This window comes from Amycolatopsis sp. NPDC004772 (assembly GCF_053601215.1).
The window spans coordinates 1-11,784 of record NZ_JBSGBK010000150.1 but is presented as its reverse complement, the minus strand read 5'-3'; the positions used below and the strand labels follow the sequence as shown (position 1 = coordinate 11,784).

The 11,784-nt window shown below is 73.5% G+C and carries 12 protein-coding genes; 4 read left to right on the top strand and 8 right to left on the bottom strand.

What is annotated here, in order from left to right; translation table 11 throughout:
- Nucleotides 1-100 precede the first annotated feature (100 nt).
- From ACWEF6_RS41950 to rpe, 5 genes are all read right to left on the bottom strand, one after another.
- Nucleotides 101-544 carry a PH domain-containing protein gene (locus tag ACWEF6_RS41950; protein WP_449688044.1) on the bottom strand — a complete coding sequence of 148 codons (444 nt, stop codon included), beginning with the start codon at nt 542-544 and terminating at the stop codon, nt 101-103.
- A complete protein-coding gene (gene ribH, locus ACWEF6_RS41945; RefSeq protein WP_449688043.1) occupies nt 541-1,047 on the bottom strand; it encodes a 6,7-dimethyl-8-ribityllumazine synthase in 507 nt (168 codons plus the stop codon). The genes ACWEF6_RS41950 and ribH overlap by 4 nt, the downstream gene beginning before the upstream one ends.
- A complete protein-coding gene (locus ACWEF6_RS41940) occupies nt 1,044-2,366 on the bottom strand; it encodes a bifunctional 3,4-dihydroxy-2-butanone-4-phosphate synthase/GTP cyclohydrolase II (RefSeq protein WP_449688042.1) in 1,323 nt (440 codons plus the stop codon). The genes ribH and ACWEF6_RS41940 overlap by 4 nt, the downstream gene beginning before the upstream one ends.
- Nucleotides 2,363-2,983, bottom strand: a complete 621-nt coding sequence (locus tag ACWEF6_RS41935) for a riboflavin synthase (protein WP_310975087.1) — start codon at nt 2,981-2,983, stop codon at nt 2,363-2,365. The genes ACWEF6_RS41940 and ACWEF6_RS41935 overlap by 4 nt, the downstream gene beginning before the upstream one ends.
- A gap of 79 nt (nt 2,984-3,062) precedes the next feature.
- Nucleotides 3,063-3,734, bottom strand: a complete 672-nt coding sequence (gene rpe / locus ACWEF6_RS41930; RefSeq protein WP_449688045.1) for a ribulose-phosphate 3-epimerase — start codon at nt 3,732-3,734, stop codon at nt 3,063-3,065.
- A gap of 182 nt (nt 3,735-3,916) precedes the next feature.
- Between rpe and ACWEF6_RS41925 the strand changes: the two genes are divergently transcribed.
- The 4 genes from ACWEF6_RS41925 (at nt 3,917) to ACWEF6_RS41910 (ending at nt 8,515) form a co-directional block, all read left to right on the top strand.
- Nucleotides 3,917-5,116 (top strand): sensor histidine kinase, encoded by a 1,200-nt coding sequence (locus ACWEF6_RS41925; RefSeq protein WP_449688041.1) that lies wholly within the window; start codon nt 3,917-3,919, stop codon nt 5,114-5,116.
- A complete protein-coding gene (locus tag ACWEF6_RS41920; RefSeq protein ID WP_449688040.1) occupies nt 5,113-5,772 on the top strand; it encodes a response regulator in 660 nt (219 codons plus the stop codon). The genes ACWEF6_RS41925 and ACWEF6_RS41920 overlap by 4 nt, the downstream gene beginning before the upstream one ends.
- Before the next feature lie 157 nt (nt 5,773-5,929).
- Nucleotides 5,930-7,324 carry an alkaline phosphatase gene (gene phoA / locus ACWEF6_RS41915; protein WP_449688039.1) on the top strand — a complete coding sequence of 465 codons (1,395 nt, stop codon included), beginning with the start codon at nt 5,930-5,932 and terminating at the stop codon, nt 7,322-7,324.
- A gap of 102 nt (nt 7,325-7,426) precedes the next feature.
- A complete protein-coding gene (locus ACWEF6_RS41910) occupies nt 7,427-8,515 on the top strand; it encodes a serine hydrolase domain-containing protein (RefSeq protein ID WP_449688038.1) in 1,089 nt (362 codons plus the stop codon).
- Between the two features lie 102 nt (nt 8,516-8,617).
- On the opposite strand, the gene ACWEF6_RS41905 is transcribed toward ACWEF6_RS41910, so the two are convergent.
- The 3 genes from ACWEF6_RS41905 to fmt are packed head-to-tail and all read right to left on the bottom strand — an operon-like array spanning nt 8,618 to nt 11,459.
- Entirely contained in the window at nt 8,618-9,115 is a 498-nt protein-coding gene (locus ACWEF6_RS41905; RefSeq protein WP_449688037.1) for a flavoprotein, read from the bottom strand.
- Entirely contained in the window at nt 9,112-10,536 is a 1,425-nt protein-coding gene (locus ACWEF6_RS41900; RefSeq protein ID WP_310975076.1) for an RsmB/NOP family class I SAM-dependent RNA methyltransferase, read from the bottom strand. The genes ACWEF6_RS41905 and ACWEF6_RS41900 overlap by 4 nt, the downstream gene beginning before the upstream one ends.
- The gene (fmt, locus tag ACWEF6_RS41895; RefSeq protein ID WP_449688036.1) at nt 10,533-11,459 is read right to left on the bottom strand and encodes a methionyl-tRNA formyltransferase; all 927 of its coding nucleotides are present in this window, start codon (nt 11,457-11,459) and stop codon (nt 10,533-10,535) included. The genes ACWEF6_RS41900 and fmt overlap by 4 nt, the downstream gene beginning before the upstream one ends.
- Nucleotides 11,460-11,784 lie beyond the last annotated feature (325 nt).

Sequence of the window (11,784 nt, the reverse complement as noted above, 5' to 3'; positions counted from 1 at the left end):
GCCCCCTTGGGTGGGGTGGGTCGCCCCCCCCCCCCGTTTGGGGGTGGGGGGGCCCCCCCCCCCCCCCAACGCCACATTGGGGCGCATGAGAAGCCGCGCGTCAGCCGCCGGTGGCCGCGCGGTGCAGCTTGCGCAGTGCGCGCACCGCCTCCACCGCCCGGTCGCGGTCCACGGCCTGCACCGCCATCACCGCGTGGTACTCGTCGTCCGGGAGTTCCAGCCGGGCCCACGACGCGCCGTCCGGGAAGCTCACCGACAGCACGTCGCTCCACGCGAACCGGCGGGTGATCAGCACGTTCCGCACCTCGATGCCCTCCGCGTCGGCCCGCACGCGCGCGATCGCGAACAGCATCACCCCGCACGCCAGCAGGATGCCGATGCCCACCATCGCCGCCTGGTCGGAGCGCTGGAAGCGCACCCCGGTGTCGCCGTTGCGCAGCAGGATCGCCACCACGATGAACACCGCCAGCAGCGCCACCGCCAGCACGCTGCACATGATCGTCGCCCGGCGGGGGCGGATCACCAGCGAAGTCGCGACGCTCACTGGAAACCCCGCTCGGTCCACGGCTGGCGCAGGCTCCGCAGCACGTGCGCGGAGTCCAGGGCCGCCACCGTCGCCTCGTAGCCCTTGTCCTCCTTCGAGCCCGGGCGGCCCGACCGGTCGACGGCCTGCTCGTGCGTGTCGCACGTCAGGACGCCGTTGCCGACCGGGGTGCTCTCGTCGAGCGCGACCCGGGTCAGGCCCGCGGTCACCGCGTCGCACACGTACTCGAAGTGCGGGGTGCCGCCGCGGATGACCACGCCGAGCGCGACCACCGCGTCGTGGTTGCGGGCCAGCGCCTGGGCCACCACCGGGAGCTCGACCGCGCCCGCGACGTGGACGACCGTCGGCTCCTCCTCCAGCTCCGCTTCCTTCGCGGCGACCAGGGCGCGCTCCAGCAGGACGTCGGTGATGTCCGCGTTCCAGCGGGTGGCGACGATGCCGAGCTTCAGCGACTTGCAGTCGGAGAGGTCCAGCTTGACGTCCGGACGGCCTTCGCCGCTCACAGTGCTCCTCCGTCGGGGTGCTCGGTGCCCGCGCCGACCTGGTCGTAGTGCTCCAGCTGGGCCAGGTCGTGCCCCATCCGGTCGCGCTTGGTCCGCAGGTAGCGCAGGTTCTCCGGGTTCGGCGAGATCGGCAGCGGCACGCGGCCGGTGACGCGCAGGCCGTAGCCCTCCAGGCCGATCCGCTTGGCCGGGTTGTTCGACAGCAGCCGCATGGTGCGGACGCCGAGGTCGCAGAGGATCTGCGCGCCGGTGCCGTAGTCGCGGGCGTCGGCCGGGACGCCGAGCGCGAGGTTGGCGTCGACGGTGTCCGCGCCGTCGTCCTGCAGCTGGTAGGCCTGCAGCTTGTGCAGCAGGCCGATGCCGCGGCCTTCGTGGCCGCGGATGTAGAGCACGACGCCGCGGCCTTCGGTGGCCACCGCTTCCAGGGCCGCCTCCAGCTGCGGGCCGCAGTCGCAGCGCAGCGAGCCGAAGACGTCGCCGGTGAGGCACTCGGAGTGGACGCGGACCAGGATGTCCTGGCCGTCGCCGATCTCGCCGTAGACGAACGCGACGTGCTCGATGCCGTCGAGCAGCGAGTCGTAGCCGACCGCGCGGAACGTGCCCGCGGCGAGGGGGATGCGGGCCTCGGCGACCCGCTCGACCTGCTTCTCGGTGCGGCGGCGGTAGGCGATCAGGTCGGCGATGGTGATGATCGCCAGGTCGTGGTCGGCGGCGAACACCTCGAGCTCGTCGCGGCGCGCCATGTCGCCTTCGTCCTTCTGCGACACGATTTCGCAGAGCACGCCGGCCGGGGCGAGGCCGGCCATCCGGGCCAGGTCGACCGACGCCTCGGTGTGGCCGGGCCGGCGCAGCACGCCGCCTTCCTTGGCGCGCAGCGGCACGACGTGCCCGGGGCGGCGGAAGTCCTTCGCCGTGGAGGCCGGGTCGGCCAGCAGCCGGATCGTGTGCGCGCGGTCGGCGGCGGAGATGCCGGTGGTGATGCCGTCGGCGGCGTCGACCGTGACGCTGTACGCGGTGCCGCGCGCGTCCTGGTTCGTGTGGTACATCGGCGGCAGGTCCAGCCGGTCCGCTTCGGACTCGGTCAGCGCCACGCAGACGTACCCCGAGGTGTAGCGGACCATGAAGGCCAGCAGTTCCGGCGTCGCCTTCTCGGCGGCGAAGATGAGGTCACCCTCGTTCTCGCGGTCCTCGTCGTCGACCACGACGACCGGGCGGCCGGCCGCGATGTCCGCGATCGCGCGCTCGATGGCGTCGGCGTCGAACACCGCTCCGGTGCCGCACGGGGTCCAGCCCGCTGCCGGCTCTGCCGTCTCACTCATGACGCTCCTCCGTGCTGATTCTGCACCTGGTCGCGGATGTGCGCCTCGGCCAGCTTTTCCACGTACTTCGCGACCACGTCGACCTCGAGGTTGACCAGGTCGCCGGCCTCCCGGCCGCCGAGCGTGGTCACCTCCAGGGTGGTCGGGATCAGCGCCACCTTGAACTGGTCGGCGGTCACCGCGGCCACGGTCAGGGAGATCCCGTCGACCGCGATCGAGCCCTTCTCCACCACGTACCGGGCCAGGTGCGCCGGCAGTGCGAACGTCGTGACGCCGTTCTCATCGCGGCCGAGGAACACGCCGGTGCCGTCGACGTGGCCCTGCATGATGTGCCCGCCGAGCCGGCCGCCGGCCGGGGTGGCGCGTTCGAGGTTGACCCGGTCACCGACCGCGACCTTGGCCAGGCTCGACCGCTCCAGCGTCTCGTTGACGACGTCGACGGTGAACTCGCCGCCCGCCACCTCGACGACGGTCAGGCAGACACCGCTGACCGCGATCGAGTCGCCGTGCCCGGCGTCGCTGGTGACCAGCGGGCCACGGACGCGCAGCCGGGCGGCGTTCGTCAGCTGCTCGACCGCGGTGACTTCGCCGATCTCCTCGACTATGCCGGTGAACACGTGCGCTGCCTCCTTGAGAGCCGGTCCTTCCATCCAACACCCGCCGCGGTCCGGTGGCTTCTCCGGTGCCGCTGCGGGGTCAGCCGGCCCGGACGCGGGCCGCCTGTTCGCGCAGCGCGGCGACCGCCTTGCCCGGGTCGCCGGCGCCGTAGACGGCGGATCCGGCGACGAAGCAGTCGACCCCGGCCTCGGCGGCCTGCTCGATGGTGTCGGCGTTGATGCCGCCGTCGATCTCGACGATCAGCTTCAGGTGCCCGGTGTCGACCAGCCGGCGCGCGGTGCGGACCTTCTCCAGCACGTCGGCGATGAACGACTGCCCGCCGAAGCCCGGCTCGACGGACATGACCAGCAGCGTGTCGTAGTGCTTGAGCGCGTCGAGCCACGGCTCGAGCGCGGTGCCGGGCTTGAGCGACAGGCCCGCCTTCGCGCCCGCGGCCCGCAGGTTCTTCGCCAGCGCGACCGGGTCCTGGGCGGCCTCGGCGTGCACGGTGACGTTGTAGGCGCCGGCCTCGGCGTACCCGACCGCCCAGCGGTCCGGGTCGTCGATCATCAGGTGGCAGTCGATCGGCAGGTCGGTGCTGTCGATCAGGGCCTTCGCCACGGGCAGGCCGAGGGTCAGGTTGGGCACGAAGTGCGCGTCCATGACGTCGACGTGGACCCAGTCGGCGCGGGTTTCCCCGCCGGCCGCGACGGCGGCGATCTCCTCGCCGAGCCGGGCGAAGTCCGCCGCGAGGATGCTGGGTGCGATCAAAGGTCGGTCTGCCACGTCCCGAGTGTAGGAGGACCGCGCTAACGCCCGCTAACCGGTGACATCCGAGGCTTCGCCTCGGGCCGGGGGCTCCGCCACCCGGACCCCCGAAAGCGTGGTGGTGACCAGGATCTGGCTCCGGAGAGGGAGGTCACCGGGCACCGGTGCGCCCTAACCTCGACCGCATGTCCGGATTCCTGGCGTCCCTGGTGCGGATCGGCAGCTACCGCAGCCTGCCGTACGCCGTCGCGTGTGCCGTCCTCACCCTGCCGATTTCCCCCTTCGCCTTCGCCGCGGCGGTGTCCGTCGAGGCCGATTCCCGCGTGCGGGCCCTGCTCGCCTTGCTCGCCCTGGCGGTGCTGATGGGGCTGCTGGGCCTGCTGGGACCGGTCCGGCGGCTCGGCGTCGGCCTGGCGAACACCCTGCTCGGCACGGCCATCCCGGCCCCGGACGGGCGCCCCGGCGCCGGTTCGCGGCTGCGTTCGGGCCTGTGGCTGGCCCTGCACACGGCGCTGAGCGGCATCCTGCTCACCGTGCTCGCCTTCCTGAGCCTGGGCCTGCTCGTGCCCGCGGTCTGGCTGGCCGGCGGCCAGGACACCATCAGCCTGTTCTGGGACGAGGTCCCGCTCGGCGGGTGGACGGTCCCGTTCGCGGTCGTGCTGCTCTTCGCGGCGCTGGTGCTGTCCGCGGGCGCCACCCGCGGCTTCCGGACCGGCGCGGCGGCGCTCCTCGGCCCGTCCGCGGCCGAGCGGACGTCGCTGGCCGAACGCCGGGCCGCGGTCCTGGCGCAGCGCAACCGCCTGGCCCGCGAACTGCACGACTCGATCGGGCACACGCTGACGACGTCGACCATCCAGGCGGCCGCCGCGGCCGATCTGGTCGAAGCGGACCCGGCCCAGGTCCGGCGCGCACTCGGCACGATCGAAGAAGCGTCCCGAAGCGCTCTCGAGGACCTCGACCACGTCCTCGGCCTGCTGCGCGAGGAGCCGGCCGCGAAGGCGCCGACGCGCACGCTGGCCGAAGTCGACGTCCTCGCCGTGCGCGCCCGCGAAGCCGGGCTCGACGTGCGCCTGGCCGTCTCCGGGCCGGTCGCCGCGCTGCCCGCCACGGTGTCGCGCGAGGGCTACCGGATCGTCCAGGAGGGCCTGACCAACGCGCTGCGCCACGCCGGTCCCGGCGCGGTCGACGTCCGCGTCGAGGCCGGGCCGGACCGCCTCGGCATCGCGGTCGTCAACGCGCTGCCCGACGACGGGCCGCGGACCGGGCGCCGCGGGCTGGCCGGGCTCGCCGAGCGCGTCGAAGCCCTGCGCGGCGAGCTCGACGCCGGCCCGGACGGGCAGCAGTGGCGGCTGCGCGCGTCCATCCCGCTGCGGGCGGGCGCGTGACGCCCACGGTGCTGCTCGCCGACGACGAGCCGCTGGTCCGGACCGGGCTGCGGGCGCTGCTGGAGCAGCAGGGCCTGCCGGTGGTCGGCGAGGCGGCCGACGGCGGCGAGGTCCTGGCCGCGGTGCGGCGGACCGGGCCGGACGTCGTCCTGATGGACGTCCGGATGCCCGGCACGGACGGCATCGAGGCCACCCGGCAGGTGCTGGCGGCGCTCGCCGAGCCCCCGAAGATCCTGGTCGTCACGACGTTCGACAACGACGACCACGTGCACGAGGCGCTGCTGGCCGGCGCGAGCGGGTTCCTGCTGAAGCGGGCGCGCAAGGAGGAGATCGCGCACGCCGTGCGGACGGTCGCCGCCGGCGAGTCCCTGCTGTTCCCCGAGGCGATCCGGCGGCTGGTGAGCGGACGGCCCCCGGGCGGCGTCCACGCGCGGGCGGCGAAGACGCTCACCCGTCGCGAAGCCGAGGTGCTGCGGCTCATCGCCACCGGACTGTCCAATCAGGACATCGCGGCGGCGCTGGTGATCAGCCTGGAGACGGTGAAGACCCACGTGGGCAACATCTTCGCCAAACTCGGCGCCGGAAACCGCAGCCAGGCAGTGGTCATAGCGTACGAATCGGGCGTCGTCCGGCCGGGGCACCTCGGCGGTCAATAACCGACGTGCTCCCGGTCACCCGCGGGAAGTCATGAGTTCGGCCAGCGGCCACCCTCCGGTCACCTTCAGTCCCTCCACGGCACACATGCGGGAGGACTAATGACCCGTGTCCGAAATCCGGGCGCTTACCTCCCGAAGTTCCCCAACGAGGAGAAACATGGCTTCGCTGTTCGCCGGCCGCCGCCGGTGGCTGGTCGCGGGCGCGCTCGGCGCCGCGCTGGTCGCCGCCGCTCCGGTCGCCCTGGCCACCAACGGCTCCGGCACCCCCGACGCGCGTTCGTCGGCCGGCACCGGTGACCGCACCGCCGACGTCCGCGCCGCGGTCCAGGGCGGCCACGCCCGCAACGTCATCCTGTTCATCGGCGACGGCATGGGCCAGTCGGAGATCACCGCCGCCCGCAACTACGAGCGCGGCGCCGCGGGCCGGCTCGCCATGGACGAGCTGCCGCTGACCGGTGACTACACGACCTACGCGGTCGAGCAGAACAACCCGGCCAAGCCGAACTACGTGACCGACTCGGCCGCGTCCGGCACCGGCTGGGCCACCGGCACCAAGACCTACAACGGCGCCATCTCCGTCGACGCCTACGGCAACGACGTCCCGACGATCCTGGAGATCGCCAAGCGCAACGGCCTGCGCACCGGCGACGTCACCACCGCCGAGGTCCAGGACGCGACCCCGGCCGTGCTCGGCTCGCACGTCGTCAACCGCGACTGCAAGGGCCCGGTCGAGACGACCGCGAAGTGCGCGAAGAACGCCAAGGAGAACGGCGGCCTCGGCTCGATCTCCGAGCAGCTGGTGCAGACCCGCCCCGACGTCCTGCTGGGCGGCGGCGCGAAGTACTTCAACCAGCCCGTGACGGCCGGCAAGTTCAAGGGCAAGACCGTCCTGGACCAGGCCAAGGCGGCCGGCTACACCGTGGTCAACACCGCGGCGGATCTGGCGGCGGCGAAGAAGGGCAAGCCGGTGCTCGGCCTGTTCGCCGACGGCAACATGCCGGTCAACTGGACCGGCCCGGCGGCCGTGCACGGCGGCACCGCGCCGGCCCGCTGCACCCCGAACCCGAAGCTGCCGGCCACCCAGCCGAAGCTGGCCGACCAGACCCGCAAGGCGCTCGAGCTGCTCGACGACCGCCGCAGCGACAAGGGCTTCTTCCTGCAGGTCGAGGGCGCGAGCATCGACAAGCAGGACCACGCGGCCGACCCGTGCGGCCAGATCGGCGAGACGGTCGACTTCGACGCGGCGATCGCGGCGGGCACGGCGTTCGCCCGCAGCCACCCCGACACCCTGGTGCTGGTAACGGCCGACCACGGCCACAGCAGCCAGATCGTCGAGCCCACCGCCACCCCGGGCCTGACCGCGACCCTGGTCACCAACGAGGGCGCGAACATGACGCTGGCCTACGGCACGGCGGAAACCGGCGGCTCGCAGTCGCACACGGGCACGCAGGTGCGCATCGCGGGTCTCGGCCCGCAGGCGGCCAACATCGTCGGCCTGACCAACCAGACCGACCTGTTCGGCACCCTGAAGCGCGCCCTGAAGCTGCGCTGAGTGGTGGGGCGGACCCCCGGGTCTCCCGGGTGGTCTGCCCCATGCCCCCTGGTGCCGGAGTTCCCTAGCGTGGAGAACTCCGAGACACCAGGGGGTTTTCTCATGCGGAAGTCATTGCGGGTCGTCACCGCCGGCACGCTCGCCGCGTTGCTGGCCGCGACCACGGCGGCGCCGGCACTCGCGGCCACGGCGGATCCGGTCCAGGCGGGCCTGGACCGGATCACCACGCAGGTGCCGGGGGCCGAGGCCGTCGTCCAGGACGGTCACCGGACCCGGTTCGTGCGCAGCGGCACGGGCGATCTCGTGACCGGAAAGCCGTTCCCGCGCAACGGTTCCTTCCGGGCCGGGAGCGTCACGAAGACGTTCGTCGCCACGGTCGTGCTGCAGCTGGCCGCCGAAGGCCGGGTGCGGCTGGACGCGCCGGTTGCCCGGTACCTGCCGGGGCTGCTGCCCGACGGGCGGATCACCGTCCGGCAGCTGCTCCAGCACACGAGCGGGCTCTACAACTACACCGACGACCTGGACCGCAGCGACCCGGAAACGTTGCGGCACCGCGGAGCCGAGCCGGCCGAGCTGGTGGCGATCGCGCTGGAGCACCCGGCGCTGTTCCCGCCGGGGACGAGCTGGTCGTACTCGAACACGAACTACATCGTGGCCGGGATGATCGTGGAAGGCGTGACCGGGCGTGACCTGAGCGGCGAGATCGCCCGCCGGATCACGCGGCCGCTGGGCCTGCGCGACACGTACCTGCCCCGCCGGGGCGACGAGCAGCTGCCGGAGCCGCACGCGGTGGGCTACCTGCCGGTGGGTGGGAAGCTGGTGGACTTCAGCGACTTCGACGCCACGATCGCGGGAGCGGCGGGCGGGCTGGTCAGCACCCCGGCGGACCTGGACCGGTTCTACGGCGCCCTGCTGGGCGGACGGCTGCTGCGCCCGGCCGAGCTGGCGGAGATGCAGCGGACGGTCCCGGCCGACCTGGGCGTACCGAACGCCCGCTACGGCTTGGGTCTGGGCAGCGTCCCGTTGTCGTGCGGGCTGTTCTGGGGACACGAAGGCGGAATACCGGGCTTCACCAACCTGGCCGGCGTGGGTCCGCACGGCCGCCGGAGCACGGTGGTGGTGAACCAGAACCCGGCACCGGGCGCCTCGGCGCAGCTGTTCACGGTCACCGAAGCGGCGTTGTGCCCGTAGGCCGGCGGGCGGGAACCCTCCGTTCGCGGCCCGGAATTGTCGGTGCCTGCCGGTAGAGTCGAAAACGGGGGGCGCCCCCGCGCGCGGGTTGTGCCGGCCTGCTCAGGGCAGCAGGTCCAGAGCCTCGGTCCACGGCCGCCGGACGTCCAAGCGGTGCAGCGTCACCCCGGCGCCCTGCAGGGTGTCGAGGTGGCGTTGCCACGCCGGGTGGTGCGCCCGGGTGTCCTGGATCTGGTACGCCACCACCACCGTGATCCCCGGCGCGCCCAGCACGTCACCCAGCACCGTCAGCGCCTGGTTGTCCGCGATGCCGAGCGCGAGCTTGGCGACCGAGTTCGCCGACGCCGGCGCGAACAGGAACACCGACGGGTCCGGGTGCGGCCGCGGCTCGCCCGGCAGCCGGGAGACGCTGCGGACCGGCAGGTCCGTGCAGGCGGCGACGTCGGCGAGCGCACCGGTCGCCTCGAGCCAGCGGTGTGCGGTCGGCGTCAGCGTGATCGCCGGCCGCCAGCCGCGGTCGGCGGCGGGGCGGGCCAGCTCGGCGGCGAACCGGGTGTCCAGCCCGCCGCACGAGCCGGCGACCAGCCCGAGGTCCCTCACGGTTTGCGCAGCACGGCGCAGAACATCGCATCCGTGCCGTGGCGGTGCGGCCACAGCTGGACGTACGGCCCGTCGCCGAGCTCCGGGACGCCGGGGAAGAACTCGCGCGCGTCCTGTACCTCGGCCTTCAGCCGCCGCGCCGTCTCCGCGAAGACGCCTTCGGTCTCCGCCAGGTGCGGCGAGCAGACGACGTACGTCAGCACGCCTCCCGGCCGCAGCAGCTCGTAAGCCGCGGTGATCAGCTCGCCCTGCAGCTTCGTCAGGTCCGCGACGTCGGACGGCTGACGTCGCCAGCGCGCCTCCGGTCGCCTCCGCAGCGCGCCGAGGCCGCTGCACGGCGCGTCGACGAGGATCCGGTCGTACCCCGGCTCCAGGCCGCTCTCGCGTCCGTCGGCGACGTGCACCTTCACCGGCAACCCGCTCGTCGCCTTCTCGACGAGCTTCGCGCGGTGCGGCGCCTTCTCGACGGCGTCGACGGTTGCGCCGCTCAACGCGGCCAGCGCGCCGAGCAGCGCCGCCTTGCCGCCGGGACCCGCGCACAGGTCGAGCCAGCGTTCGTCGGTGCCTTCGAGCGGCACCTTCGTCGCGGCGATGGCGCAGAGCTGGCTGCCCTCGTCCTGAACCGCGGCCAGCCGCTCGCGGACCGGCTCGGCGTCGGCCGGGTCGCCGGCGCCGGACGGCAGGCGCACGCCGTACGGCGAGTACGGCGCGGGGTCGCCGCCGGTGATCGCGGCGAGCTCGTCCGCACTGATCTCGCCGGGACGGGCGACGAGGTGGACCTCGGGGCGCGCGTCGTCGGCTTCCAGCGCGGCCTTGAGACCGGCGCCCTTGTCACCCAGCGCTTCGGCGAACGAGCGGGCGATCCAGCGCGGGTGCGCGGTGCGCAGCGCGTAGGCCCCGATCGGGTCGGCCGCCTCGTCCGGCGCCAGCTCGTCGAGCCACGCTGCTTCGTCCTTTTCGGACACCTTGCGCATGATCGCGTTGGCGAAACCGGTGGCCCACGAACCGGCTTCCGCGCGTACGAGATCCACAGTGGACGTCACGGCGGCGTGCTCGGGGATGCGGGTGCGCAGCAGCTGGTAGACGCCGAGGCGCAACGCGTCGAGCACCGCCGGGTCGGTCTGCTTGAGCGGGCGCTCGGCGCAGGCCTCGATGACGGCGTCGAGCAGGCCCTGCGCCCGCGACGCGCCGTAGGCGAGTTCGGTGGCCAGCGCGGCGTCCCGGCCGGTGATCCGCCGCTCGCGCAGCAGGTCCGGCAGGACCAGGTTGGCGTAGGCGTCCTTCGTCCGGACGGCCGCGAGGACGTCGAACGCGGCCTGCCGGGCGGCGTCCACCTCCGGCGGGCGGCGCGGCCCTTCCTTGCGCGGGGCCGGCCGGCCCCGCTGCGGCCGTGACGGGCGTCGTTCCCTGTGGTCGTTCACCGGAGGCGCTCTCCCTGGTCGATCCGTGTTCCGCGCGCCCAGTCGGTGGCCGCCATCCGTTTCTTGCCGGGTGCCTGGACTTCGCCGAGCCGCAACGGCTTCGTCGCCGTCCCGACCAGCACCCGTTTGCGCTCGACCACGATCTCGCCCGGCGGCGGGCCGGGTTCGTCGAGCACCGTGACCGGGCCGAGCTTGAAGCGTTCCCCGCGGAACTCGGCCCACGCGCCCGGGTCCGGGCTGACCGACCGGATCTGCCGGTCGACGGCCGACGCGGGGTCGGCGAAGGACACGCGCGCGTCCTCGACGGTCACCTTCGGCGCGTAGCTGACGCCCTCGGCGGGCTGCTCGCGCGCGACGAGGCTGCCGTCGGCCAGACCGTCCATGGTGGACAGCAGCAGCTTGGCCCCGGACTCGGCGAGCCGCCCGAGCAGCGCGCCGGCGGTGTCGGTGGCGCCGATCGCCTCGGTGACGACGCCGAAGACCGGGCCGGCGTCCAGTTCCTTGACGATCCGGAAGGTCGAGGCCCCGGTGATCTCGTCGCCGGCGCGGATCGCGGCCTGCACGGGCGCAGCCCCCCGCCACGCGGGCAGCAGCGAGAAGTGCAGGTTCACCCAGCCCAGCCGCGGAATGTCGAGGGCGGCCTGCGGCAGCAGCGCCCCGTAGGCGACGACCGGGCAGGCATCGGGCGCGAGCTCGGCCAGCCGCGCGAGGAAGGCGGGATCACCGGCGCGCGCGGGCGTGAGGACCTCGATGCCGTGTTCATCGGCAAGGGCGCCGACGGGCGACCGCACGACGCGGCGGCCGCGCCCGGCCTGCGCATCGGGCCGCGTGACGACGGCGACGACCTCGTGCCGCCCGGAATCGAGCAGGGCACGCAGGGCGGGGACCGCCGGGTCGGGAGTGCCGGCGAAGACGAGCTTCATCGGCCCACCCCCGGCGGAAGCAGGGTTTCAGGTGGCTGGAACATCGAGGCCGAGTCTAGAAGGCGCCTCCCGGCCGGGCGCGCCAGTGCCCCGATGTGCGGAGCCGCAGCTCAGGCGGGGGTTGTCCACATCGGGGTGGTGCTGGGGACAACCGGGGCGGGGTGGCGGGTTTCCCGGCTTTTCGTCGGGTGCGGTCGATACGCTGGACAAGGGCACGGCCCCCCAGGGAGGGCAGGGTTCCGGCAAAGTCGTTTGTGCTGGTCAAGGGAGTATTCCGTAGAGTGTGAGCGGTCGCGAGGTGTCGCGAGCGATGTGGCGGAGAGCT